Here is a 25,685-nt window from a genome sequence, read left to right on the forward strand (position 1 = left end):
TTATGAAACGCTTTTATCTCCTCCTGCTTTATGGCTGTTTTGTTTTTCCGGTGATGGCCCAACATCAATTAACCGAAGAAAAAGAAAGCAAGTGGCGCCATTTCCAAAAAAGTGAATTTAAGTTCAACGGTTATAGCGCATGGATCATCTCTCCTAAAAGGCCTTTGCCTGGTAAGCCATGGGTTTGGAAAGCTTATTTTCCCGATTGGCATGTGCAGCCTGATAGCATCTTGCTGGAAAGAGGTTTCCATGTAGCCTATATCAATACCAATGATCTTTATGGCCATACCAAAGCCTTAAACATATGGGACGAGTTTTATCAATACCTCATCTCAAAGAAAGGATTTGCACCGAAGGTAGCATTGGAAGGAATCAGTCGCGGTGGATTATACGTGTATGGTTGGGCAAAGCGACATCCTGATAAAGTGAGTTGTATTTATGCCGAAGCCCCTGTTTGCGATTTTAAAAGCTGGCCGGGAGGTAAGGGAACCAGTAAAGGGTCAGCAGCAGATTGGAAGAAATTACTCGAGGTATATGGTTTTACAGAAGAACAGGCACTTCAATACCATGACCAGCCCAAAGATAATTTGGATCGTCTCGCTTCATTCAAAGTGCCCATACTGCATGTCATTGGTTTAAATGATGGCATTGTGCCTATTGCCGAAAATACACTCCTGCTCGTGCAAAATTATATTTTAAAAGGAGGCCCGGCAACCATTATCCCAATGACATTGGGCAAGCAAACTTTAGAAGGTCACCATTTTCCAATAGAACAGCCGGCTAAAATTGCTGATTTCATTTATGAAAATAGTGTTTCAGCGCTCAAACCCGTCAATACTAAACAATAGAAACCTTTAACAATTTAATCAAAATCAACAATATGCTACAAGGAGATTTATTTCAGATCGATGCCGAAATACCCTGGGAAGATTTAGGAAACGGCATCAAAAGACAATGCTACGGCTATGGCGAAAACGTAATGCTGGTAAAGGTAAAATTTGAAGCTGGTGCCGTTGGACAACTGCATGAGCATTACCATACCCAGGTTACCTATGTAGAAAGCGGCATTTTCGAAATGACCATTGGCAATGAGAAAAAAGTCATAAAAAAAGGTGATGGTTATTATGTGCCTCCTCATGAAATGCATGGTTGTGTTTGTTTGGAACCAGGAATGCTAATCGACGTTTTTAGTCCTTATAGAGAAGATTTTTTACCAACATCAAGTATTTAAAAAATATGAAGAAAAATATTGGTTTATGGATGCTGCTGTTAATAGGAACAAGCGTATCCGCACAGGCACAGAAAGCCATAAAAGAATTTGAAAGCTGGCCAAAAGGTACCTCACCAGCCGAGATAGGTAAACGAGTAGCCGATCGTTTTGTAGTAACGCCACATACAAATTTTGGAAGGCCAACACCACCTAAGGTAATTACCTATGCCGAAACCTGTGCATGGTATGGCGCATTAAAGTTTGCTAAAGAAAGCAATAATAAAGAACTGCTATTGCAACTGGCCAAACGTTTTGAACCATTTTTTGGGGAAAAGGCATCGATGATACCTGTACCAGATCACGTAGACTATTGCGTATTTGGGGCCGTACCATTAGAGCTTTATAAGCAGACCAAGGAAAAGAGGTATCTAGAAATGGGCCAAAGCATAGCTGACAAACAATGGGGACCACCAGAAGGCAAACGGGTAGTGCCCGAATCTCATGTGTTTTATAGCAAGGGGCTTACCTGGCAAACTCGAATGTGGATTGATGATATGTTTATGATCAACGCTTTGCAAACACAGGCCTATCGAGCTACAGGAGAGAAAAAATACCTTGATCGAGCAGCCAAAGAAATGGTGGTATACCTCGATTCGTTACAAAAAACAAACGGCTTGTTTTATCACGCACCAGATGTGCCTTTCTTTTGGGGACGAGGAAACGGATGGATGGCCGCAGGGATGACAGAAATATTAACCTCCCTTCCCAAAAATCACCCAGAGCGAGCTCGAATTATGAAGGGCTACCAAACCATGATGGCTTCCTTGCTTAAATATCAGACGGAGTCGGGCATGTGGCGCCAGTTAGTAGACGTGCCAGCTTCTTGGGAAGAAAGCTCAGGTACGGGCATGTTTGCCTACGCCATGGTAACTGGGGTAAAAAATGGTTGGCTTCCCCAAAAAACATATGCGCCCGCTGCGCGTAAAGCTTGGCTGGCCTTGGTATCAAAAATTGATGCCAACGCCGAGATAAGTGATGTATGCGAGGGCACCAATAAGAAAAATGATTTACAATATTATCTCGACCGCAAACGCATAACTGGCGATATGCATGGACAGGCACCTGTATTGTGGACTGCCGCCGCATTTTTGCAATAATAAATAACGTGAGTTGGGGATAGAGTTTTTTAATTTCATTATCTCCAGCCTTAGCAAAGCCTCTTCGTTCTACTAAAATCGGCCTTGGCCTGTTCGGGATGCACAAATTGGCCTTACTTATTACTTAAATAGAACAGGGCGCAGCCGTGGATTTTTTTGCATACTTTTTTCATCTATAGGAAAAAAGTTTGTCCGCGAAGCGACAGAAAAATAAATAGTAGTAGAATTTTTTTTTGACATAAAATATTGATGATGATGCGTGTAAAATCTTTTCTTAACCCTAACTCACGTTAAATACTAAATACTCTGGGGTGATGTACAAACCCCATGTACTTTCCTACCGAATATAGCCGCCTCCCTTACTTTTCATAACAGATTGTTGGAAATAGAATAACCTTTTTGTAATGCCGATAGAACCGTAAGTCTGTTGAAAAGCAATTAATCTATTCAATTAATTAAATAACCAAATACTTAAAACCAGTAATCATGAAAAAAATCAACATTCTTGCAATTGTTGTAGCCCTTGCTATGCTTCAAAGTGGCTGTAAAAAAAACGGTGAAACGCAAAGCGATGCCCCAGAAGAGAAAAATGCGCCTTTCTCAAAAAACACTTCTAATGGTACAACCATTCAGTCCGTTTTACATAATGGAGATGCCTCTCTAGGTAGCGCGGCAGTATGGAAAGACATTAATGTAGAGCAAAGTGGTACAGTTACCGTAGTAAACGATGAAACAGGAACACCAGTGTGGAAATTCCTTAAGCCAGCCGGTAGCCATCGTGCCGAAGGACATGGATCTGTAGGTTTTAGTGCTCCCGAAGGAACATCATTTTATGTAGGTTGGAAAAGCAAGATATATATGCCAACTACCCTTAAAACTGATGCCATTTGGCAATGGAAAGCCTATCCAACAGCAGGCGCATTGGCCAATCACCCTTTAATGCTCAGAACCAAAGATGGAAACATAGAATTACAGTATTTTGATGCAGCCCATACCGCTTTTGTATTGTGGTCTACGCCGCTAACTACAAGCACTTGGTTAGATTTTACCATGCGTATCAATGCTTCGTATAGTGCTTCAACAGGTTATGTTGAACTATGGTATAACGGCGTTAAGCAAACATTGAGCAATGGAAGCCAGCGTTATTATTGCAGAACTTTGGATAGCGACTATTGCGATCCTAAATGGGGGGTATATGGTGGCGACGAATCGCAAGCTACTCACTTTGTTAAACGTATCAGAATTGCGACCACATATGCAGAGGCTGCTCCTTCAGGTGCTCCGGCTCCATCGGCAGTTACCCTTTATCAGAATTGCAACTATGGTGGTTGGAGTGCTTCCCTTGCTGTTGGTTCCTACACAAAATCTCAACTTGAAGCTTTAGGCTTTATCAATGACGATGCTTCCGCTGTAAAAGTGCCTGCTGGATTAAAAATTACCTTATATAAAAACGATAGTTTTGGAGGTGCATCAGTAACGCTTACCGCTGACGAAGATTGTTTGACTGATATCAGTTTCAACGATAGCGTGTCATCAGTTGTAGTTGCCGTTAATTAAGCATTTTAACCATAGCCAGCTCATTTTTGAAGCTGGCTATTTTTTGCGCCAGCCATCTAAATGAGTTCTTAATTAACCTACTTATTTCAATCACAGATAGATATGAAAAATTAACCGTTTTGGCTGTTTTAGCCAAAATAGTTGTGAATAATAGCCAAAATAGCTTAATAAATTGACAATCGGAGATGTCTTTTAACAGTTTTTTTGTAGTTAATTTGCTTTGAACCAAATTTAAAACTTTACATGAACCTAAGTGACCATGCTCCTATGGAACAAGAAATTTCCACGACCGCAATTTCCCGAAAGCAATACCTTTTCCCGCTCATACTCATTACCAGTCTTTTCTTTTTTTGGGGTTTGGTACATAACATCGATCCCACTTTAATCGCTCATTTAAAAAAAACATTTACCCTCAATAACTTAGAGTCTTCACTGGTCGACTTTTCCGTATTTATCGCTTACTTTTTAATGGCCATACCCGCTGGTATGATGATGAAAAAATGGGGTTACAAAGCAGGAATAGTATTTGGCCTACTTTTATTTGCATGCGGTGCCTTTTTGTTTATCCCTGCAGCCAATACCCATCAGTATTTTTATTTTTTGGGAGCTTTATTTATCGTGGCAAGTGGTTTGGCCTTTTTAGAAACTGCCGCCAATCCCTATGTTACGGTTTTGGGGCCACCGCAAACCTCTTCATTCAGATTAAATTTAGCGCAATCATTCAATGGCATAGCAGCAGCAATAGCCCCAATCATTGGCAAATACACGATTTTAACCAACACCGAAGTAACTAAGGAAAGCATCCAGCAAATGGATGTAGCAACCAAGGCAAAGTTTATTGAAGAAGCATCGAACAGCGTGAAAGCACCTTTCATGGTATTAGGGCTTATTATTTTAGCAGTTGCTGTGATATTTATCTTTCTTAAACTGCCCGAAATCAAGGAGCAAAGCTCATCAGTAAAAGAAAAGTCCATTTTAGAGATTTTTAAGATCAAGCATACCCGTTGGGCAATTGTTGCGCAGTTTTTTTACGTAGGTGCGCAAATTTGTTTCAGTAGTTTCTTCTTGGTATATGCCGAAAAAGCAGCAGGTTTAGATCACCATTCCTCCAGCGATTATCTTGTGGTTTATGGTGCGCTGTTTATGATCGGACGTATTGTAGGGACCATTTTTATGAGATTTATTGAAGCACCGAAGTTACTAGCTATATATGCCTTGTTAGCGATGACGCTTACCATAGTTGCCATTTTTGGTAGTGGCTTGTATACCATCTATTGTTTGTTAGGTATTGGCTTCTTTATTTCCATTATGTTTCCTACCATTTTTGCCCTTGGGATTAAAGATCTGGGTGAGGACACCAAAACAGCATCAAGTTTAATTATCATGTCAATTGTAGGTGGTGCCGTTATCCCTTTGGGGCTAGGCTACATTGCCGACATTACACATAACATCCAATACGGTTATTCAGTACCCTTAGTTTGCTTGCTAGTGGTATTGTATTTTGCATATAAAGGCTATAAGCCATCATTTAATAAATAGATGAGTACTAAGGTTTTAAAAATTGATGATAAGGACAATGTGCTCGTTGCATTGGTCGATTTAGCACAAGGCACAGAATTGAACTATCAAGGAATGCATTATACGCTACTCGAGGATATTCCTGCCAAACATAAATTCTTTATCAATGATATGTATGAGGGCGAAGAAGTGTTTATGTACGGTGTGCTGGTAGGTAAGGTACAGCACGAGCTAAGGGCTGGTATCCGAATGACGGTAGAAAACACCAAACATGCAGCAGATCCATATCATTACAGAAAATCAGATTACAAATGGGAAGCACCAGATGTAAGTAAATATAAAAACATTAGTTTTTTGGGTTACCATCGAGAAGATGGAACTGTGGGGACAGCCAATTATTGGCTGTTCATCCCCACGGTCTTTTGCGAAAACCGTAATCTTGATATCATTAAAGAAACGCTTTATAAGGAGCTGGGCTATGCGGTAGACGATAAATATAAAAATTATACCCATGCATTGCTACAGGCCTATCAAAATGGTGGCGATTTGCATGGAATAGACCTGCAGCCCACATCAAAATTAGAAAGGCCCTTTAAAAATGTAGATGGGATTAAGTTCCTAAACCATACAGGAGGCTGTGGAGGCACCCGTCAAGATGCCAATACTTTGAGTAAATTGCTGGCGTCCTATGCCAACCATCCTAACGTAGCGGGTGTTACGGTACTTAGTTTAGGCTGCGAGCACTTAAGAGCAACCCAGCTTAAAACAGATTTATTGGCCTTAAACCCCAACTTTAAGAAGCCTTTGATATTTTTAGGCCAACAACAGTTGATGAACGAAGAGGAACTTTTAAAAACAACCATCAGGGAAACTTTTAAAGGTTTAATAGAAATCAATCAAATTGAAAGAAAACCAGCACCTTTGAGCAAATTGTGTGTAGGGGTGAAGTGTGGTGGTAGCGATGGCTTTAGCGGTATTTCAGCCAACCCAGCGGTAGGGCATTGCGCTGATCTACTGGTGGCCTTGGGAGCAAAAGTATTGGCTGCCGAGTTCCCTGAACTGTGTGGAGTAGAGCAGGAGCTGATAGACAGAATGCCGGATGAAGACACCGCAAGAAAATTTATCAGGTTAATGACCGAATACGATGATTTGGCGCATAAAGTTGGGTCTGGTTTTTACATGAACCCTTCACCGGGAAATATAGCAGATGGATTAATTACCGATGCTATAAAATCTGCGGGCGCCGCCAAAAAAGCGGGTACTTCGCCGATTGTCGATGTGCTTGATTACACTGAACCCGCCACCAAAGCAGGGCTTAGTTTGGTATGTACCCCTGGCAACGATGTGGAGGCTACCACAGGTAAGGCAGCTGCGGGTGCTACCTTAATATTATTCACCACCGGCCTGGGAACACCAACCGGAAATCCAGTTTGTCCTACCATAAAAGTAGCTACCAATACCAGTTTGGCAACCAGAATGGCCGATATCATTGACATAGATACCGGAGCTGTGATCGAAGGTCGTAAAACCATCGCCGAAATGGGCGAAGATATTTTGGAATATTGTATAGCCGTAGCCAGCGGTAAGGAAATTCCAAAAGCGGTACAATTAAACCAAGATGATTTTATCCCTTGGAAAAGAGGAGTTAGTCTTTAAAAAATAGTCAATAACCAATGCCCAATAACCAAACAACTAAACAACCAAGAAATTAATAAAGAAATGTTATCCTTAAAAAATAAAAAAGCCGTAATTACAGGTGGCGGTAGTGGCATTGGAAAAGCAATAGCACAGTTGTTTGCTAAGCAGGGTGCAGAAGTTCATATTATTGAACTGACCACTGAAGTAGCACAAGAAGCAGCAAATGAAATTAAAGCGCTTGGTGGTAGTGTTGAGGTACATGCCTGTAACGTGGCCGATCATGCGCAGGTGCAAAAAGTGTTCGATAAAATTGGAAACCTTCATATACTGGTAAATAATGCCGGAATTGCCCATGTGGGTAAAGCCGATACCACTTCCGAGGAAGATTTTGACAGGGTCATTAACGTCAATGTAAAAGGAGTTTATAATTGCTTATTTGCGGCAATCCCTAAAATGAAGGCTGCAGGCGGTGGGGCAATTTTAAACATGGCATCCATTGCAGCTTTGGTGGGTATTCCCGATAGGTTTGCCTACAGCACGGCCAAAGGTGCGGTAAAAGCAATGACCATGAGCATTGCAAAAGATTATCTGGCAGACCATATCAGGTGTAACTCCATTTCACCTGCACGCGTACATACGCCTTTTGTAGATGGCTTTTTGCAGAAAAACTATCCTGAACAAATTGACGAAATGTTCGATAAATTATCGAAAACACAACCGATAGGCCGTATGGGTTTACCCGAGGAAGTTGCTACATTAGCATTGTATCTATGTAGTAACGAAGCCGCATTTATTACTGGCTGTGATTACCCGATAGATGGCGGTTTTACCACTTTAAATAATTAAAATCTCTGCATGAGAAAAAAGTTGTTACTTGTTTTAACATTAATCGGTTTTGTGCACTTAGCTAAAGCGCAGTATAAACCTTCGCCAGAAAATTTAGAAGCTCGTAAAATGTTCGAGCAAATGCGTTTTGGCATGTTTATCCATTGGGGACCTTCTAGTTTGTTGGGTAGTGGAGAATGGGTAATGAACAACCGTAACATACAAGTAAATGATTATCGAAACTTGATGAATTTTTTTAATCCAACAGCTTTTGATGCAAAGCAATACGTAGCCTTAGCAAAAAATGCAGGAATGAAATACATCACTTTTATCACTCGCCATCACGATAGTTTTAGTTTATGGGATACAAAACAATCTGATTTTAACATCATGAATACGCCTTACAAAAAAGATGTATTAAAGATGTTGGCAGATGAATGCAATAAACAGGGAATAAAGTTATTTCTTTACTACTCATTGTTAGATTGGTCTAGAAACGATTATCCTTACGAAACTGGTAGAACGGGAAAAAAAACTGGTCGTACTGCAAAATCTGATTACAACAGTTATCTACAGTTCATGAAAAACCAATTAACAGAACTATTAACCAATTATGGCAAGATTAGCGGTATTTGGTTCGATGGACATTGGGATCAGACTAATAAAGAAGGTGAAGCCTATACACCATCTAGGATAGATTGGAAGTATGATGAAATCTATAGTCTTATCCATAAATTACAGCCTTGGTGCTTAGTTGGTAATAACCACCACATTGATCCAATTAATGGTGAGGATTTTCAGATGTTTGAACGTGATTTACCAGGAGAAAACAAAGCGGGATATAGTTTCCAAGCAGCTTCTGAGCATTTGCCATTAGAAACCTGCGAAACTATCAATGGCTCTTGGGGCTATAACATTACAGACAATAAATTCAAATCGGATGCAAAAATTATCAAATTGTTGGTAGGTGCTGCCGGACGAAATGCTAATTTGCTATTAAATATCGGGCCAATGCCAAATGGTCAAATTCAACAGCAATTCGTAGATACGCTAGGCGCAGTTGGAAAATGGTTGGCTAAATATGGAGAAACAATTTACGATACCAAAGGCAATATCATTAAGCCACAAGATTGGGGTGTAGTTACCTTTAAGGACAAGGTAGCTTATGTACACTTGCTAGAAAATCCCAAAAGTGATATGGTAGAACTGCCAAACTTCAATTTTAAAGTAAAATCAATTACTGGTTTTGATGATAATGTGAATGTAAAGTACACTTTGGATAACAAAAACGCTAAATTAATCTTGCATACTACAAAAGATAAAAGTCAAGCAGATAAGATTATAAAAATACAACTTAAATAAAATGAAATTAGTTAGATACGGCGAAATAGGAAAAGAAAAGCCAGGTGTTATGATTGGAGAAGACATTTTTGATGTGTCTCCCCATGTAAATGACTATAACGAAGATTTTTTTGGTGCCAATGCCATTGAGGAGCTAAAAAAGAAAGTAGAAGGCGGATGGCTGGAGAAGGTGGAAAGACCAGTAAGGTTGGGTGCCCCATTGGCACGTCCATCTAAAATTATTTGTGTGGGACTTAATTATAAAGACCACGCTGCCGAAACAAATGCCCCAATACCAACCGAGCCTATCTTGTTTTTCAAATCTACCACAGCTATTGTTGGACCTAATGATGATTTAATCATCCCTAAAAACAGTACAAAAACAGATTGGGAAGTAGAATTAGCCATCGTGATTGGGAAAAAAGCCAGCTATGTAGACGAGAAAGACGCCTTAAACCATGTGGCCGGTTATGTGTTGCATAACGATTATAGCGAAAGAGCGTTTCAGTTGGAGCGCAACGGGCAATGGGTAAAAGGCAAAAGCTGTGATACTTTTGCACCTATAGGACCATTTATTGCCACAAAAGATGAAATTGCAGACGTACACAATCTTCGCCTTTGGTTAAAAGTAAACGGAAAGCTGCTGCAAGATGGAAATACATCAAACCTGATCTTTAATATCCCTTTTGTAGTAAGCTATATCAGTCAATTTATGACCCTTTTACCTGGTGATGTAATTACTACAGGCACACCAGCAGGGGTGGGCTTGGGCCAAAAGCCAGAGCCTTGGTACCTAAAACCAGGAGATGTGGTAGAATTGGGTATCGACGGATTAGGAAGTAGCAGACAAGAAGTAAAATCTTATTCATTATAGCATGAAACGGTACGCGTTGGCATTGGATTTAAAGGATGATGAAAAGCTAATAGCTGAATATGAAGCCTATCATCAGGCCATATGGCCAGAAATTTCGGAGAGCATAACAGCTGCAGGTATCTTAAATATGGAGATTTACAGAATTGCCAACCGTTTGTTTATGGTCATGGAAGTGCATGATACTTTTTCCTTTGAAGCAAAAGCTAAGGCCGATTTGGCCAATCCCAAAGTGATGGAATGGGAAGAGCTGATGTGGAAATACCAACAAGCGCTGCCAATGGCTAAGCCTGGCGAAAAATGGTTGTTGATGGATAAAATCTTTGCCCTGTAAAAATGATTGACAGTCACGTTCATTTCTGGAACTATCATCCCGTGAAAGATGCTTGGATCACTGATGATATGAAAATACTTCAGGCCGATTTTACACCAGATGAACTCGAAATAGAACTGCTTAAAAATGATATAGCTGGTTGTGTTGCCGTGCAGGCCGATCAAAGCGAACAAGAAACCGAATTTCTGTTAGCACTGGCCCAAAAGTATAACTTTATTAAAGGGATAGTGGGCTGGATTGACCTACAAAGCGAACATTTACCAGAAAGGTTGGAGGTATTCTCTGCTAATAAAAAAATAAAAGGCTGGCGACATATTGCGCAAGCCGAACCGCAGGGATTTTTAAGCGCTGCTTCATTTTTGCGAGGAATAGCCCAATTAAGCCAATTCAACCATACCTACGATATCTTGATACATAGAAGCCAGTTGGAGGAAGCCATTTCCTTGGTGGAGAAATTTCCCGAACAACGATTTGTATTAGATCATATGGCAAAGCCCGATATTAAAGGGAACAGCGGTAGAATAGAGTGGCAAAGAGGTATTGAAACATTAGCTACGCATCAAAATGTGTACTGTAAAATCTCGGGGATGGTTACCGAAGCTAATTGGACCAATTGGAAATATGATGACCTGAAATATTATCTGGATGTAGTGTTTGAACATTTTTCGACCGATAGGATAATGTTTGGCTCAGATTGGCCAGTATGCAAGTTAGCGGCAACTTATACAGAAACAAAGCAAATTGTAGCGCAATATGTTAATCAATTAACAGACTTACAGCGAAAAGCGGTCTTTGAACTAAATGTTAAAGAATGCTATCAATTATAATTTAAAAAAAATGGATTTACAATTAAAGGATAAGGTAGTTTTAGTGAGTGGTGGCGCCAAGGGAATTGGCGAAGCAATAGTAAGATCATTAGCCTCAGAAGGAGCAATTCCTGTAATTATAGGTCGTAATCCAATCGATAACTACAAGCTTGAAAACGAAATTATACAGGCCGGAGGAAGATGTAGCAGTATTATTGCCGAACTTTCAAACCCTGCCGAATGCGAAAAGGTGGTTTCGGAAGCTGTAAATATATATGGGAAAATAGATGGTTTGGTCAACAATGCAGGACTAAATGATGGCGTGGGCTTGGAGAGTGGAAACTACGAAAGCTTTATGCAATCCATCCATAATAACTTGGTACATTATTATTTGTTGGCCCATTACGCCCTTCCATATCTTAAAAAAACTAAAGGAAGTATTGTAAACATCAGCTCAAAAACGGGCATCACTGGCCAAGGAGAAACTTCGGGGTATGCCGCATCCAACGGAGGCCGCAATGCCCTTACCAGAGAATGGGCGGTAGAACTGCTAAAATATCAAATTAGGGTAAATGCAGTGGTGGTGGCCGAATGTTGGACCCCACAATATGAACGTTGGATACAAACCTTGCCTAATGCCGAAGAAACACTGGCCGACATCAATTCGAGGGTTCCTTTGGAAAACCGCATGACAAAAGCTAGCGAAATAGCATCCACTGTAGTTTTTTTACTATCAGAAAAATCTAGCCATACCACAGGCCAACTGCTTTTTGTAGATGGGGGATATGTTCACCTAGATAGAGCTTTGTTGCGTCAATAAATTAAACCTAAACATGAACTTAAAATATAATCAAGCCTATCCGGGTATCGACGATCTGCGCCACAAAGCTAAAAGCAGAATACCTCGTTTTGCATTCGAATATTTAGATGGTGGCTGTAATGAAGATGTAAATCTGCATCGTAATACCGCCGAGCTAAGAGAGGTACAGCTAAAACCACTTTACCTGAACGATTATAAAGGTACAGACATGAGTGCCACTTTGTTCGGCAAAACCTATTCGGCACCCTTTGGTGTTGCACCAGTAGGCTTGCAGGGATTAATTTGGCCAAATTCCCCTAATATTTTGGCTAAGGCGGCCAAGGAACATAACGTTCCGTTTATTTTAAGTACAGTTACCACCAGTGGGATAGAGGAGATTGCTAAAATTACAGAAGGAGATTTCTGGTATCAGTTATATCATCCAGCAGAAGAAGCATTGCGTGACGATATCATCAGAAGATTGAAACAAGTAGATTGTGAGGTGCTGGTGATTTTGGCCGATGTACCTACGTTTGGCTTTAGACCACGCGATATTCGTAACGGTTTGGCTATGCCACCACGGATGACCGTTAAAAATATTCTTCAAATTATGGGCAGGCCCAACTGGGCAATGCAAACTTTGGCTCATGGCGTTCCAAGTTTTGCAACGTTAAAGCCTTATTTGCCAAAAGGATTGGATATGAAACAGCTTGGTGCTTTTATGGACAAAACATTCTCTGGCAGATTAAATAAAGAAAGAGTGGCAGCAATAAGAGATCAATGGAAAGGTAAATTGGTCATTAAAGGAGTAGCCAGTGCCGAAGACGCTCAATTGGCCGTAGACCTAGGTTTGGATGGAATCATCGTTTCCAACCATGGTGGTAGACAATTGGATGCCGGAGAATCGGCCGTAAAATCTCTTTCGGATTTATTGGCATTTAAAGAAAAGCTCACGGTAATGATGGACAGTGGAATTAGATCGGGAGCAGATATTGCCAGGGCACTAGCCGTAGGTGCTGATTTTACTTTCTTAGGCCGTACGTTCATGTATAGCACGGCTGCCTTGGGTAACGAGGGCGGGCAGCATGCCATGGCTATCTTGAAACGTCAGTTATTACAGGTAATGGAACAGGTTTGCTGTCCAGATATAGCGCATTTCCAACGATATTTAATTAATAAATAATAGAAGAGCCTTAGCGATTACAGTTAAGGCTTTCTCTTTCTGTAAGAAAAAGAAAGCGGGAATTTATGGCATCTATAAAAGCTTGATACGATACAAAAAGTAATCAAGTTATGGTTTTTCCGTATTGTAAATTCCTATTTATTCCTCTAAGCCAGGCACATCGGGCTCGTTAAGTAATGGTTCCACAGGAATGGTTATTGCAGCAGCCGGAGGGGTAGCAATGGGCACAGCCGAAACAGCTCCGCCTAACATATTGATATAACCTTTTCTGCTGCCACTAGCACTAACATGTTGGATGCGAAAGCTCAAAGGAGGTTCCAATCCAATAATAAGAATAGGAACCGAAAGCAGATCTCGCAAAGGAGCAAGGTAGGTCAGGAATTTTTCATAAGTACCAATGGCACCATCAAAGCCTCCCGCTTCACGCATGGCATTGGTAGCGCATACAATCACACCAACCTCTGTTTGGATGTTCTTTTTAACGTGGTTAAGCTCGCTGGCCAGCAAAGGCTTAATCAAGTTCCATGCAATAACGGTACTATGGTTAAAAGCCACTTCCATAGAAATTAAACCTTTGGCGAAATCAAGGAGCCATGTTTCTCCAACATACCCGGCTTCCTGAAAAATGGGCGATTGTCCATTCCAATGTAAAGACCTAAGACGCTCGTCAATCAACTGGTTAATGGCTACCGAAATGCTTTTTGGCCTACGCATCCCAAGTGTGGTATCATAACTTTCGTGTTTCGCTATAATGTCCGCATCGCTGATGTTCGTAATCGTGTCCAAAAGTTCTTGATATTCGGTGGCAAACTGTGGTTCGCGTAGAATAACTTCAGCATGTCGAAAGGAATAGGTTAGGAATTTCATATCAGTATGTTTTGAGGTGTTAATGATATGAAAAAGATTACATACTTTTAAGTGAAGCAATATTAAATATGTCATTATCCTCCCATTTTTCTAACGATATTAAGAAAGAACAGCTTTTAGGTGTTTTCCTTGATGAGCTTTATACCAAGCTGGGAATGAAGTTTGATAGGGTGCTCAATATAGAATTGCAAAGGAATGGGATAGATCTGGTAGTCACTAAAAATGAAAAGCAGTTCCTGGTGGATGAAAAGGCACAATTAGACTATCTAGGGAAATCAATACCAACCTTTGCCTTTGAAATAGGAGCATTTGTAGGAACCGAGCATAGAAAAGGCTGGCTTTTTGACGAACATAAGGAAACCACACATTACATGTTGGTTACCGATATTATGTTAAAACAAGCTGGGCAATTTACAAAGCCTAGCGACATTGCTTCCGTAAAATTGCTTTGGCTCAATAGGGGTAAACTACTGGAGTTTCTAACCAATGAAGGATTGAATTTTGCCTATTGCCAAAAAGAAGAACAAAAAGCTAGGAAAAAAGACTTGCATGGCAGTATTGATATCAATAAAGAAGGTTTATACTTTTACCTGTCTACTCAAAAGGCTGAAGCACCATTTAACCTGATTATTAGCAGAGAAAACTTGAAGAAAGTAGGGGCAGAGTTGAAGCTGCCGTTCTAAATTGTAATACTTTCGTGTTTGTCAACTCGTTCCATTAAGGTTTTGCCTATCATCTCAATGATACCTACCACTAAAGCATTGCCCATAAAAAAAGCTCTTTTAACGTCACTGGCACCTTTGGTGTGATCATCCGGAAACATGTTTAACCGCTCAAGCTCTATAGGGGTCAATCTTCTGGTAATACCGTTGCGGGAAATCACATGTTTAAAACGTGATGGCGCACTGCCTCCCTCACCAGTAATAATGGTACGCGAAGGCTGGTCCAAAGGATCAGGGAAAATCATGCCGCCCTCACTGTAATTGTAAGTAAAGCCAGAAGCCTTGTTGGTTCTTTCTTCTTTTTTAGGCCCTTTAAGATATTGCCATTTTTCCCATGAATTGGTGTCAATTACAAAGGCCGGAGGAACATCGCCATCATCTTGTAAAATGCTGCCTAAAGTCATATGCTTGCCTGTGTAGTCAGGAGTAACTTTGGTTGTAAACACATTTCTGTCAATCATGATACCTGCATTTTCAAAAGGGCTGTTTGTACCTAATTGGGCACTAAAGTCTTCCGAAATATCAGCTAAGTCACCCTGGATATGAAAGGTATTTGTTTTTGTGGTATCCGCAGAAACGGGGAAAGTATCGGCAAAAAGCCCACCATCAGTCAATAGCTTCGCTTTATCAGGCTGCAAGCTAATTTCAGAAAACAGAGGGGTGGTGTTATGATAGGCAAGGATAAAGGTTCTTCTACGACGTTGTGGCAGTCCATACTCTGCAGCGTTGATCACACGCCATTCTACCGCATAGCCCAAATCGGCCAAAGAAGCTAGGATGATGGCGAAATCACGTCCACGCTGTTTAACGGGAGATTTAAGTAATCGGTCCACATTTTCAAGAAAGACATAACCAACTGAATTACCATTTTCGGCCTTTGCTTTTAGAATACGGTATATTTCCCACCAAAGTACCCCTTTTTTGCCCTGCAAACCTCCCGATTGGCTTAGCGTTCTGGCTACAGAATAATCCTGACAAGGGAAACCACCAACCAATAGGTCGTGGTCAGGGATCTCATCGGCAGGTACAAGCGCAATATCGTTGTTGGAATGTCCTTCGCTACCAAAACGGGCTTCATAAACCATAGAGGCATCTTGGCTTTTGGTAGAAGGTTCCCATTGGTTGCTCCATACCACTTTGTAATTGCTTTTTAGTTTTTGCTGATAGCCGCTCAGGGCAGATTTGCCCTTCCAGCCTTCTAAACCTAAACGAAAACCACCTACACCCGCAAATAATTCTGCCACTCTGATCTCTTTTCCCATGTTTGGACAATGCTAATTGATTCTGCTAAAATAGCAAAGAGATTTGGGAGGATCAAGCTTTGCAGTAGATTTTATTGAAGGATATTTTCCACAACGTCTGCATTTGTTTATTTCTCTTTAAACTACGAAGGTATATTGCTTTTTAAGGTATAATTGGAATAAATCTATTTATTTCACTACCCGTGCAACCCTTTTGAAAATAGCTTCGTCTCGCTGATATATGAAAAAAAATAACCTCAGCGCTCGACTATTTTTAACAGTCACCTTTTTAGTATTCCTGTTTAGTGCCAAAGCTCAGCGTACCTTTGAAGGTACAGTTAAAGATTCCCAACAAAACCCTATTCCATACTGTTCCATTGGAATTAAGAACAGCAAGGTAGCCACAGTAGCAAATGAAAATGGAACCTTTAAACTGATGGTTCCCGACAGTTTGGCTTCCAGCAACATCATCTTTAGTGCCATTGGTTTTTTCGACAGACAAATTCCACAGAAGGAAATGAAAGCGGGAGCTGTGGTAGAACTTAAAGAAAAAGTTTTTTCTATTAACGAAGTAGTGATTAAAGGCACCAAATTGAAAGAAAAAACGGTTGGACAACAATCAAGGCCGATGATTACCTTTTCCAAAATGTTCGACCAAAATATCCCTAGTATTGAACAAGGGAATATCTACGAGATCTATGAGCGAACAATCCTTAAAGGTTATAACTTCTACATCATACCAAGTTCAAAGTTCTCTTCAATTACCTTAAAGCTTAACATTTACACCGTAAAAAATAATCTGCCAGATAGTAGCGTGCTCCGTCAGAACATTACCTATAAAGCCACCACTACCGGATGGCAACATATCGACCTTGCACCATACAATCTTAATTTTGATGGTTTGGCTAAAATTGCGGTTACCCTACAACTGGTAAATCACACGCCAGATAGCAACAATGCGTTTGTATTTGGTGTTTCGGCAAAGAAAACACTTTCAAAAGACCTGCTGTTCCGTTACCAAAGTCAGGGAAATTGGGAAAGCAATGCCGGAACCTTTATTGCCAATCTCGATTTGAAGTATAATAACGACCGTCAAAAAACCAATTCCCCTGCTCCTTCGGCTATAGAAGAAAGCCCCGAAGTAAAAATGCTTGCCAATTATTACCGTAATAAAGAAGCTGCGAAAAAAAGTGGCTATGGCAAAAACAAGAAGGGGAAATACATTGATTTGGGCGATGCAAAAATCTATACCGAAGAATATGGTGAAGGAGAGCCTTTGTTAATGCTACATGGCAATAACGGAAGTATAGAAGATTTCTATCGTCAGATCCCGTTTTTCGCCAAACATTTTAGGGTAATCGCTATTGATACGCGTGGGCAGGGCAGAAGTACCGACCTTTCATCAGGTGCCTATAGTTATGATGGTTTTTCATCAGACCTTTACAAGATCATCAATTCATTGGCACTTCAAAAAGTGAATATTATAGGTTGGAGCGACGGTGGAAATACCGCACTCACATTTAACTTGGCACATCCAGAAGCCGTGAACAAAATTATAGCCATAGGGGCAAACCTAGAACCCGCTGGTGTTAAAGACAGTTTAATCAACACTTTTAAAAAACAGCTTTCTGCTGATAGCCTTCCAAGAAACCATCGCCTGATCCGTTTGATGTTGGAATACCCACACATTACGTCACAGCAACTACAAAGTATCGATAACCCTGTGCTTGTTATTGCCGGGAGCGATGATGTGATCAAGCCTGAGCATACACAACTGATAGCAGATAAAATCAAAAAATCTCAGCTGCAAATTATCCCTAATGCAACACATTATGTTCCTTTTGAGCAACCAGATCAACTTAATAAAATCATGCTTAATTTTCTAAAGGAGTAGATAACCGCAACCTAGTAGCCATATCTCGCTCGGTTGGTCCCTGTACCCAGATCTATTGTTCATCATCCCTAATTTATTTCGGTATTATAATGCACTAGTAGATATCAATAGGTTGCCACTTGGGCAGAAATGCCTGCAAGGAAAGCGCTTAAATGAAAAAATGTTTGAGTAAAGAAAAGTAAAGAAACGCTTTGGTAAAAATAAAAAAGCGAAGATGTCCTTTCGAACATCCCCGCCATCTAAATTAACGCTCTCGGGTACAAATGTAGCCACTATATTTTATTGATTCGCCATGGTAAAGTAAAAAACTTATGGAGTGTCCTTTGCTGTCGGACAGGCTACATTCTTCATGAGATAGGAAAGTATGATCGTACAGGCCACATAGCCCACAAAAATAATATAGCCAGGTTGCAGCGAAGTATGGTTAATGGTATTGGTCACCAAGGTTTCGGTTTTCATATTCAGGTCAGACAATTGACTTTGCAAGATACCATTTAAGCCAATATAGGTCATTAAAATACCCACTACCATTACATCGGCCATATCCCATTTTGCAGCATCAAAAGCCAGGTATTTGGTTACTTTGTTTTCGGAAATGGGTGGGTAACAAAGCAGATGGATACCTCTGGCCGTCATCCTTAAAATAGGTAAAATAATAACAAATAGGATAATGAGGATGCCAACCGTAATCGAATCAGGTTTTGGCTGTTGAATTAACACCTGTGCTGTACCCAAAATACTTTTGGATTGGAAAAACAGAACCTGATTACTAAATGCCAGTTTTTCGCCCAAAAGATGCAATTCGAGGTGGCTTAACCGGGCATCAACCTCAATGATAGAAACTGTGCAGCCCACTATGAGCAATACCAGTGCAAGCAGCAGCGACATTACAAAAAGAGGTGTGTGCAAATGCAACCGTTTACGTAGAGGCAGCCAGAGGCATAGCGCAGCAACTATACAGCCAAGCATGGCATAAGCATAATTATAGGCTACGCCTCTAATGCTCGCCAATCGTTTTTCTAAATGAGCATTAAAATTTGCAATGCTATTGACCTTATATTTTTGAAATAAATGATGTGTCATTTTACTGTGGGCCGTGGCAGTGCTGTCGTAAATTTGTTCGGCCAACTCGTTAAATTCTGTAGTGGCAATGCCTTTTAGTTTTTTTATAGCCCTAGGAGCATTAATTCGGTTAACAATAGTGTTGGCAAACGAAGGTACTTGGGCATGCAGTTCCTTTGGTTCCACCAACTGTTTAAAGGCAAATTTCTTGAGCTTATCGCCTAAACTCTTTTGTGGCTTCTCAAATTGTTGTACTACCTCGTTGATCATCCCATGTAATTGTTTCTCTATCTCTTCACGCAATTCTTGCTTTTGCTCACGGCTAACCTTAAAACTTTTGATCTTGTGGTTAACAATATTGGCCAACTTGTCGCGCCACAAGTCCAATGAGAATACTCCAAAAGTAATATTGTTGGCGGTAGAATAATCTTCCTTAAGGCGTTCCTGCTGTGCCGAAAGTGTATATAATTGGTAGCCAAAGTAGCTTTCTGCAGATAGCAATATGGCCATCACCAAAATCAGCAGAATTTGGCTAAGTAAGGATTTATTAGCTTTTGTTGGATGAGCTGAGGTTTTCAAGGCTTTCGGATGATTTAGTTAACGATTAATGTTCAGGTCTTTAAATGTATTCTCCCTAATCGCAATTATGCGGACTTATTGATTTTAGGATAGTAGAAAGTATAAGGCCAAAAAGTACAAAAGCGATAAAAATCAAGTAGCCGGGCTGTAAGGCTGTGTTATGGGTAGAAATAACCGTAAGCGATTGTACCGGTATGTTTAAACGGGCAAGTTGCGCCTCCAACAAACCATTTAGTCCAATGTAGGCCATTAAAATAGCAATCACGATCACATCGGCCATGCTCCATTTTCCCGACTGGAAGGCAAAGTACTTGATGAACTTGTTTTCGGCCAGCTTTTTTCGGCCCAGTAAATGGATGCCGGTTGAGCTTAGTTTCATTACCGGAAATAGGATGCTGAAAATAAGGATCAATATACCTACTAGGATAGAATCTATTGCTGTGCCACTGATCAAGATCATGACCACATCTAAAATGCTCTTCGATTGAAAAAACAACACTTGGTCTCGGAAAGTAATATCCTGACCCAATAAAGTAAAATCAATAGCACCAATACGGGCATCAACCTCTATCATCGAAGCTGTTAAACCAACAGCCAATAAAATAAAGGCCATCACCAATGAGAGAATGAAAAGCGTAGCATGCAAGGCCTTTTGCTTACTGAAAATACCCCAAGCAACCAAAAATAGTACAATGCCAATAAGCATAGCCGTACAATAACCATAAGTCGCACGATTGATGTACTTAAGTTCGCCTTTAACCTTACTGTTAAAAGCAGTAAAATCGGTAACACCATACTGTTGGTAGGTTTTTTGTACCTTTTTTGCATTAACCTTTAGGGTGCTATCAATAGATTCAATTTCATCAAGCTGGTCTAACTTTTCTAAGGCCATGGCACCAAGTTGTCGTTTAGCTTTGGGGTTATCTATCTTGTCCATAATAGTATGTGCAATGCCAGGTACTTTCTTCTTCAACGTATCTACATCTATGAAGTTTTTCACGGCAAACTTTGCAATTTTACCTCGAAGCGATTTTTTCTTTGGCTTGGTCACCAAGTTTTCCGCCTTATCGATCAAGGCAATAATCACACCTTCTATTTCTTTTTGTAATGCTTTTTTCTGTTTTGCGGTAAGCTCCAAATTTCTGGTCTGCCGTACAATAATACTTTGGATTTTGTCCTGCCATTGCGAAATAGAAAATAGTCCTAGAGAAATATTATTCATCTCGGCGTAATCCCGTTTAAGTACTTGTTGCTGTTGCGAAAGCTGATGTAGCTGGTAGCCTGAATAAGCTTGGGCAATAAGCACGGCTGAAAGCACCAAAACCAATAAGATTTTAGGTAGGTTTGATTTACTGTGGGTGTTGGTTGATGTATGGGTAGCCAAGGCGTATAAGGTTAATGGTCTGGCTTATAACGCTAGAAATGGGCAGATTGTTTGTAGATAGAAGTTATTTGTTTAAAAGACAATAATCTAATAAAGATAAATTGATGATATTCTTTTATCTTCGCCAGAAAATTCAATCTTGATGATGCAAAATGCGCTCTCCCGCTTCGGAGTTTTTAGTTTAAGAATATTATCACGAATGCCTTTGGGCTTTTTATATCTTTTGGCCGATTTTTTTTACGTATTGGTATATCATATTTTTGGCTACCGTAAAAAAGTAGTTCGGGAAAACTTGCTGAACTCATTTCCAGAGAAAGATCTTAGGGAAATTGTAGCCATTGAGAAGAAATTTTTCAGGTATTTAACCTGTTTAATCGTAGAAGTAGTGAAAATGAATAGTATTTCTACAAAGGAATTACAAAAGCGTGTACGGTTTAAAAACACCGACTTGGTAGAAGCTTATCTGAAAAACAATGAAAGCGTACTGTTCTGTTCGTCGCACTATGGCAATTACGAATGGGTGTGTATGGGCATTGGCATGGCTTTTTCTGGTGAACATTATCCTATTTACAAACCATTGAGCAATGTGTTTTTCGACGAATGGTTTATAAAAATGAGAAGTAGATATGGCAACGATATGGTGTCTATGCGACAAACTATTAGGACTATTCAGTCAACCAAAGATCGTCCGACCATGTTTACCTTTGGTAGCGATCAATCGCCATCAAAAGATGATACCAAATACTGGACCATGCTTTTAAATCAACCAGCGGCGATACAAATGGGCGTTGAAAAGATAGCCATGAAAACCAATAGACCAGTCTTTTACTTAAAAACTAGTTATGTAAAGCGTGGTTATTATGAGGTAGATTGTGTGCCAATCTGTTTATCACCAAAAGAAACTGCCGAGTTTGAGATCACAGAAGCTCATACCAGGTTTTTGGAAGACTTCATTAAAGAAGAACCTGCTTATTGGCTTTGGAGCCATCGTCGTTGGAAACACAAACCACCTGCGGAGCAAATCCAAACAGCCCCTTCACAAGAAGTGCTTCCAGCTTAGCACCTGAAATTAGACCTAGCTTTCGAAATTAACCACTCCCTGGGAAGGAGGGGGATGTTGGTGCCAGACCATAAATGACAAGGCCAGTATCCTTTAAAAGATACTGGCCTTGTTGATTGCAGTAGGTCTAAAGTTTGACGAACTTGATTACCTTTTTGATACCGTTATCCTCATATTGAAGAAAGTAGGTGCCCGTATTTAGGGTTTGTAATTGTAAAGGTGTAGAAGCTTCGCTCACTTTTATTTCTTTCACCCTTTGTCCATTTATATTTACAATTTGTGCTTTGGCGTCTTTACCAATATTGCCAGGTACGCTAAGAACCGTTTCGCGGCTTACGGGATTGGGATAAAGGCTAATATCTGTTTCACTTGCCATACCATTGCTTTTTATTTCTACAATGTCTGAGTATTTAGAAGCGCCGTTACGGTCAAACTGCTTTAAACGATAATAGTTGATGCCATTTTTAATATCGTAGTTAGCGTAGCTATAATTTAGCGGGGTATTGCTGTTGCCGTTTACCGCTTTGGTATATACATTTTTAAGTGCTACAAAGTCATTATTGTCTACACTTCTTTCTACCAAAAAATAATCATTGTTTAGCTCCATGGAAGTGGTCCATTTCAGTAAGTGATGACTTCCTTGAGCCGTTACACTAATAGATGTAAAGGCTACCGGTAATGGAGCTAGGGAATATTTTTGATGGAAACCTTGGGTAAGTTGTACATTGCCAGTACTTGCTGTAGCAATAACGGGCTCGCCAACGGTAAAAAAAAGGTAGTCTCCATTGCTGAACTGTCCCGAACCTCCAGCGCTTGCTAAGGTCTGGTTGGCAGTGTTTTGGGCGGTGGCACTTAACCCTATGGCACACATGGTTAATACAGCCACTAGCTTTGATCTAATTTTCATGAGCTTAATTTTTAGTGACCACATGATTAATTGATGTTTACCCCTGCACTGGCATAACCTGTAACGGTATTAATTAGTGTAATTCCCGTCGCAGTAGCCCTATATACCATTAAATAACGAGTGCCAATGGTTACAGGGATACTTAAACCAGTAGTAGATCCAGACATGGTAGTTCCTATGGATGCTATACCTGTTAATCCTGGCGCTAAGGTTACTGTTGCCCCGGCAACTGGGCTAAAATCATTGGAGTTAGCAGGAGCCGAATAAAGTTGACCAGTAACGGTAATTGTGGTGCCAAGTACTGACAGGGCTACAGTAGTACTGAACATGCCCGAAATAGAAGTGATAGTACCATTTTTAGGTGCTACAAAAGCAAAATTTGCGATACTGGTAGCATTAATATTTGCAGCAGCAAGCGATATTCCTATAGCCGAGTTGCCAAAACCTAGTACCGACACGGTTCCACTAAGCCCACCAGCAATAGTGGTCATTACAATTGGTGTTGGACCTGAAGCATAAGGAATAATAGTACCCGAGCTGGTAATAGCAGAGTTGTCGGCCATGCGTTCCCAAGCAGAACCTTTGTAATAGTAAAAGCCAGGAGTATTATCTGTTTGGTAAATCAAAAGTCCATCAACTGGCGATGCAGGTCTGTTAGCCATAGTTACCCTTGGAATAAGAATACCCTTATTGGTGGCTGATATATCTAATTTTGCACTTGCATTAGGATCTGTTCCAATTCCTATGCTTCCGGTGTTACTGTTTTTAATGTCCGTTCCGGTAATGGTCCACTGGTTGTCAAGACTGCGTTGCGCACTTAAGGAGTAGGGTACGCTCACCAGTTCGGTAGTAGAAATCGTGGTGTAGCTAGAACCACCGGTAATATCGGCATCAATTTTTAGAAACCGATTGCCGGCACTCCAGTCAATACCGCTAAATGTACCCGTTACCACAGTACCAGTGCCAATTTGTAGGTTTACCAAACCAAAGCCATTGGTGGTTCTACTGTGTGTTTCGGTGTAAAGTGCAGGCCCTGCAGGTCCATTTAAAATACTTAACCTCAAAGAAACACTTTGGCTGGGAAGAGGGTCGCCGGCATTGTTTCTAACTACAGCTTGATAGTTGATTTTTTGAGGAAATTGGGCGAATGCCGATACAGCGGTGAATAACACCACAAAGAATAGTAAAAGTTTTTTCATGATTTTGCGTTAAAATTTAGTAATTGAGAGACAAGAATGATTTCGAATATTATCCTGTTTGTATAAACAATATAATGCCTTAACCTTTTACGAAGGTGGCTAAAAATTTCTTAACTAGTTTTCTTTGTACTAAGAATGTTACGCTTGCTTGGGGTAGGGTATAAATTGGTCATTACCAGTTATCTGTTGCCAGTTAGCGGTTAGCCAACCAAAAAACCAAAAAACCAAAAAACCAAACACCTAAACAACCAACCAACCAACTACTTATAATCCATGACGTATTTACTCAAATTAGGTTGGTTTGTTTTTTTACGTTGCAGTTCATATTCATAAATACTGCGGCCAAGGTTTTTCATAAAGGGATAGCAAACCGTTTCGTATTCATACTTGCCATCATTATAAATACCGTCTTCATTACTTTGTACTACTGCCGTCAGGAAAAACTCTACACCATTCTTGAAATCAACGATATAGGCATTGTCAATAATAAAGCCGTAGCTATCCCCATACTTATCAAAAATACGGATGTTAGGTTCAATCATTGCGTTTTTGTCCCTGCCATAATACAGCATCTTGGCGTAGGTAGGCCAAAACTCCTTGGCATCATACTTAGGATAATCGCTCTCTGTAGGCAATTTGCTCATATAAGTATAAATCAACTGGTAATCGGCAGGAGAGAGGTTAAACCTATCTTTGGCAGCAAAAGCTTCGGGAGCCATTAATCGCCTCATTAACGATTGCTGGTCTTTGATGGTGAACACATTTTTGTTCTCAAAACTGTAAGGCTTGTTTACCAACTGCTCCTTGCTGTCCATATAACCCACACCTACAATAAGGTTGGTCAATTCGAGCGGATAATTTTTAGGGTCATATTGTGCTGGCTGACTGTAAACAAGCACATCACCATTATAAAAACGGATAGGATTGGTATTTTTCTCCCTTTCGCCACCATCGCCTATGGCCAATCGGTTCAGGATTCGGCTTTCTGTCATGCCATATTTTTTTAGCTTGGCATTCATTTCGGCCCTGCCAACAAACTCAAACAAGCGGTTGTAGGCATCATTATCGCTGGTAAGTAATACCTTTTTAATATAATGGGCAATGCTGGGTTTACCATTGGCGGCAGTTTTGTCTTCGGTTACCGGAGTTTGACCTGTAAACGCTGTATCAGTAATCATGGTACTGTTTGCATCCAATCCCTTAACCTTAAGCTCATTGATTTTCTCTAGGGCAAAAATGACTGCCGCAAGCTTTACGGTACTGGCTGGATAAAAGTAATGTGTGGGGTTAATCCGGTAGCTAAAGGTTTTAAAGCTGGGCTTATTGTTTTTGTCGCGGTTAACCTGGGTGTACATTATCTGCACTTCATTTTTATTGGGGTGGTTAAGTACCCCCGAAAACAGCTCAGGTTTACTTTCTAGCAATTGCTTTAAAAAAACAGTATCGGTTTGTTGTGCCATGGCATTTGCGCTGATCAATAAAAATAGAGAAAGAATGGATTTATACATGTGGTTTAGTTGATAGCTAAAGA

General features: G+C 40.3%; 23 protein-coding genes. 16 read left to right on the plus strand and 7 right to left on the minus strand.

The genetic code is table 11. The features are described 5' to 3' along the window. Positions 1–2 precede the first annotated feature (2 nt). From ABDV71_RS16340 to ABDV71_RS16400, 13 genes are all read left to right on the plus strand, one after another. Positions 3–848 carry a prolyl oligopeptidase family serine peptidase gene (locus ABDV71_RS16340; RefSeq protein WP_343534427.1) on the plus strand — a complete coding sequence of 282 codons (846 nt, stop codon included), beginning with the start codon at positions 3–5 and terminating at the stop codon, positions 846–848. Positions 849–880: 32 nt separating this feature from the next. Then, positions 881–1,231 carry a cupin domain-containing protein gene (locus tag ABDV71_RS16345; RefSeq protein WP_343534429.1) on the plus strand — a complete coding sequence of 117 codons (351 nt, stop codon included), beginning with the start codon at positions 881–883 and terminating at the stop codon, positions 1,229–1,231. A gap of 5 nt (positions 1,232–1,236) precedes the next feature. After that, a complete protein-coding gene (locus ABDV71_RS16350) occupies positions 1,237–2,367 on the plus strand; it encodes a glycoside hydrolase family 88 protein (RefSeq protein ID WP_343534431.1) in 1,131 nt (376 codons plus the stop codon). A gap of 486 nt (positions 2,368–2,853) precedes the next feature. Then, a complete protein-coding gene (locus tag ABDV71_RS16355) occupies positions 2,854–3,924 on the plus strand; it encodes a heparin lyase I family protein (RefSeq protein ID WP_343534433.1) in 1,071 nt (356 codons plus the stop codon). Positions 3,925–4,167: 243 nt separating this feature from the next. After that, entirely contained in the window at positions 4,168–5,463 is a 1,296-nt protein-coding gene (gene fucP / locus ABDV71_RS16360; RefSeq protein WP_343534435.1) for an L-fucose:H+ symporter permease, read from the plus strand. Continuing rightward, entirely contained in the window at positions 5,464–7,098 is a 1,635-nt protein-coding gene (locus ABDV71_RS16365; protein WP_343534437.1) for an altronate dehydratase family protein, read from the plus strand. A 63-nt stretch (positions 7,099–7,161) separates the two neighbouring features. Further along, complete coding sequence (locus tag ABDV71_RS16370; RefSeq protein ID WP_343534438.1) at positions 7,162–7,926, plus strand: SDR family oxidoreductase; 765 nt, start codon at positions 7,162–7,164, stop codon at positions 7,924–7,926. Positions 7,927–7,935: 9 nt separating this feature from the next. Further along, on the plus strand, positions 7,936–9,267 hold the full coding sequence (locus ABDV71_RS16375) for an alpha-L-fucosidase (protein WP_343534439.1): 1,332 nt from the start codon (positions 7,936–7,938) through the stop codon (positions 9,265–9,267). Position 9,268: 1 nt separating this feature from the next. Beyond that, on the plus strand, positions 9,269–10,120 hold the full coding sequence (locus ABDV71_RS16380) for a fumarylacetoacetate hydrolase family protein (RefSeq protein WP_343534441.1): 852 nt from the start codon (positions 9,269–9,271) through the stop codon (positions 10,118–10,120). A gap of 1 nt (position 10,121) precedes the next feature. Beyond that, positions 10,122–10,451: an L-rhamnose mutarotase gene (locus tag ABDV71_RS16385; RefSeq protein WP_343534443.1), complete on the plus strand. Its 330-nt coding sequence runs from the start codon at positions 10,122–10,124 to the stop codon at positions 10,449–10,451. Between the two features lie 2 nt (positions 10,452–10,453). After that, positions 10,454–11,278: an amidohydrolase family protein gene (locus tag ABDV71_RS16390; protein ID WP_343534445.1), complete on the plus strand. Its 825-nt coding sequence runs from the start codon at positions 10,454–10,456 to the stop codon at positions 11,276–11,278. A 10-nt stretch (positions 11,279–11,288) separates the two neighbouring features. Further along, entirely contained in the window at positions 11,289–12,077 is a 789-nt protein-coding gene (locus tag ABDV71_RS16395; RefSeq protein ID WP_343534447.1) for an SDR family oxidoreductase, read from the plus strand. 13 nt (positions 12,078–12,090) lie between these two features. After that, positions 12,091–13,239, plus strand: a complete 1,149-nt coding sequence (locus ABDV71_RS16400) for an alpha-hydroxy acid oxidase (RefSeq protein WP_343534448.1) — start codon at positions 12,091–12,093, stop codon at positions 13,237–13,239. A 138-nt stretch (positions 13,240–13,377) separates the two neighbouring features. Here the strand turns inward: ABDV71_RS16400 and ABDV71_RS16405 are convergent, their stop codons facing one another. Further along, the gene (locus ABDV71_RS16405) at positions 13,378–14,106 is read right to left on the minus strand and encodes a BglII/BstYI family type II restriction endonuclease (protein WP_343534450.1); all 729 of its coding nucleotides are present in this window, start codon (positions 14,104–14,106) and stop codon (positions 13,378–13,380) included. Positions 14,107–14,174: 68 nt separating this feature from the next. On the opposite strand from ABDV71_RS16405, the gene ABDV71_RS16410 reads away from it, so the two are divergent. Next, complete coding sequence (locus ABDV71_RS16410; protein ID WP_343534452.1) at positions 14,175–14,789, plus strand: hypothetical protein; 615 nt, start codon at positions 14,175–14,177, stop codon at positions 14,787–14,789. Here ABDV71_RS16410 and dcm read toward each other — a convergent pair. Continuing rightward, entirely contained in the window at positions 14,786–16,090 is a 1,305-nt protein-coding gene (gene dcm, locus ABDV71_RS16415; protein WP_343534454.1) for a DNA (cytosine-5-)-methyltransferase, read from the minus strand. The two genes, ABDV71_RS16410 and dcm, sit on opposite strands and share 4 nt — an antisense overlap. A gap of 220 nt (positions 16,091–16,310) precedes the next feature. On the opposite strand from dcm, the gene ABDV71_RS16420 reads away from it, so the two are divergent. Beyond that, positions 16,311–17,963 (plus strand): alpha/beta fold hydrolase, encoded by a 1,653-nt coding sequence (locus ABDV71_RS16420; RefSeq protein ID WP_343534456.1) that lies wholly within the window; start codon positions 16,311–16,313, stop codon positions 17,961–17,963. A gap of 309 nt (positions 17,964–18,272) precedes the next feature. Here ABDV71_RS16420 and ABDV71_RS16425 read toward each other — a convergent pair whose 3' ends face one another. Beyond that, the gene (locus ABDV71_RS16425) at positions 18,273–19,604 is read right to left on the minus strand and encodes a paraquat-inducible protein A (protein ID WP_343534458.1); all 1,332 of its coding nucleotides are present in this window, start codon (positions 19,602–19,604) and stop codon (positions 18,273–18,275) included. A gap of 55 nt (positions 19,605–19,659) precedes the next feature. Continuing rightward, positions 19,660–20,988 carry a paraquat-inducible protein A gene (locus tag ABDV71_RS16430; RefSeq protein ID WP_343534460.1) on the minus strand — a complete coding sequence of 443 codons (1,329 nt, stop codon included), beginning with the start codon at positions 20,986–20,988 and terminating at the stop codon, positions 19,660–19,662. A gap of 142 nt (positions 20,989–21,130) precedes the next feature. Here ABDV71_RS16430 and ABDV71_RS16435 point away from each other — a divergent pair, with 142 nt between their 5' ends. Next, entirely contained in the window at positions 21,131–22,048 is a 918-nt protein-coding gene (locus ABDV71_RS16435; RefSeq protein WP_343534463.1) for a lysophospholipid acyltransferase family protein, read from the plus strand. A 127-nt stretch (positions 22,049–22,175) separates the two neighbouring features. Here ABDV71_RS16435 and ABDV71_RS16440 read toward each other — a convergent pair whose 3' ends face one another. From ABDV71_RS16440 to ABDV71_RS16450, 3 genes are all read right to left on the minus strand, one after another. Beyond that, the gene (locus ABDV71_RS16440; RefSeq protein ID WP_343534465.1) at positions 22,176–22,955 is read right to left on the minus strand and encodes a T9SS type A sorting domain-containing protein; all 780 of its coding nucleotides are present in this window, start codon (positions 22,953–22,955) and stop codon (positions 22,176–22,178) included. 26 nt (positions 22,956–22,981) lie between these two features. Beyond that, positions 22,982–24,154, minus strand: coding sequence for an exosporium glycoprotein BclB-related protein (locus ABDV71_RS16445; RefSeq protein WP_343534467.1), 1,173 nt, complete (start codon positions 24,152–24,154; stop codon positions 22,982–22,984). Positions 24,155–24,414: 260 nt separating this feature from the next. Beyond that, positions 24,415–25,662, minus strand: a complete 1,248-nt coding sequence (locus ABDV71_RS16450) for a serine hydrolase (RefSeq protein ID WP_343534469.1) — start codon at positions 25,660–25,662, stop codon at positions 24,415–24,417. Between the last annotated feature and the right edge of the window lie 23 nt (positions 25,663–25,685).

The organism is Pedobacter sp. (assembly GCF_039594775.1).
GTDB lineage: Bacteria > Bacteroidota > Bacteroidia > Sphingobacteriales > Sphingobacteriaceae > Pedobacter.

Bases quoted from the DNA above. Each gene is read 5' to 3' on its own strand.
- ABDV71_RS16400 (WP_343534448.1), top strand. From the start codon at position 12,091: ATGAACTTAAAATATAATCAAGCCTATCCGGGTATCGACGATCTGCGC.
- ABDV71_RS16345 (WP_343534429.1), top strand. From the start codon at position 881: ATGCTACAAGGAGATTTATTTCAGATCGATGCCGAAATACCCTGGGAA.
- ABDV71_RS16355 (WP_343534433.1), top strand. From the start codon at position 2,854: ATGAAAAAAATCAACATTCTTGCAATTGTTGTAGCCCTTGCTATGCTT.
- dcm (WP_343534454.1), bottom strand. From the start codon at position 16,090: ATGGGAAAAGAGATCAGAGTGGCAGAATTATTTGCGGGTGTAGGTGGT.
- ABDV71_RS16410 (WP_343534452.1), top strand. From the start codon at position 14,175: ATGTCATTATCCTCCCATTTTTCTAACGATATTAAGAAAGAACAGCTT.
- ABDV71_RS16405 (WP_343534450.1), bottom strand. From the start codon at position 14,106: ATGAAATTCCTAACCTATTCCTTTCGACATGCTGAAGTTATTCTACGC.
- ABDV71_RS16385 (WP_343534443.1), top strand. From the start codon at position 10,122: ATGAAACGGTACGCGTTGGCATTGGATTTAAAGGATGATGAAAAGCTA.
- ABDV71_RS16370 (WP_343534438.1), top strand. From the start codon at position 7,162: ATGTTATCCTTAAAAAATAAAAAAGCCGTAATTACAGGTGGCGGTAGT.
- ABDV71_RS16365 (WP_343534437.1), top strand. From the start codon at position 5,464: ATGAGTACTAAGGTTTTAAAAATTGATGATAAGGACAATGTGCTCGTT.
- ABDV71_RS16435 (WP_343534463.1), top strand. From the start codon at position 21,131: ATGATGCAAAATGCGCTCTCCCGCTTCGGAGTTTTTAGTTTAAGAATA.
- ABDV71_RS16390 (WP_343534445.1), top strand. From the start codon at position 10,454: ATGATTGACAGTCACGTTCATTTCTGGAACTATCATCCCGTGAAAGAT.
- fucP (WP_343534435.1), top strand. From the start codon at position 4,168: ATGAACCTAAGTGACCATGCTCCTATGGAACAAGAAATTTCCACGACC.
- ABDV71_RS16395 (WP_343534447.1), top strand. From the start codon at position 11,289: ATGGATTTACAATTAAAGGATAAGGTAGTTTTAGTGAGTGGTGGCGCC.
- ABDV71_RS16350 (WP_343534431.1), top strand. From the start codon at position 1,237: ATGAAGAAAAATATTGGTTTATGGATGCTGCTGTTAATAGGAACAAGC.
- ABDV71_RS16380 (WP_343534441.1), top strand. From the start codon at position 9,269: ATGAAATTAGTTAGATACGGCGAAATAGGAAAAGAAAAGCCAGGTGTT.
- ABDV71_RS16440 (WP_343534465.1), bottom strand. From the start codon at position 22,955: ATGAAAATTAGATCAAAGCTAGTGGCTGTATTAACCATGTGTGCCATA.
- ABDV71_RS16445 (WP_343534467.1), bottom strand. From the start codon at position 24,154: ATGAAAAAACTTTTACTATTCTTTGTGGTGTTATTCACCGCTGTATCG.
- ABDV71_RS16450 (WP_343534469.1), bottom strand. From the start codon at position 25,662: ATGTATAAATCCATTCTTTCTCTATTTTTATTGATCAGCGCAAATGCC.
- ABDV71_RS16375 (WP_343534439.1), top strand. From the start codon at position 7,936: ATGAGAAAAAAGTTGTTACTTGTTTTAACATTAATCGGTTTTGTGCAC.
- ABDV71_RS16340 (WP_343534427.1), top strand. From the start codon at position 3: ATGAAACGCTTTTATCTCCTCCTGCTTTATGGCTGTTTTGTTTTTCCG.
- ABDV71_RS16420 (WP_343534456.1), top strand. From the start codon at position 16,311: ATGAAAAAAAATAACCTCAGCGCTCGACTATTTTTAACAGTCACCTTT.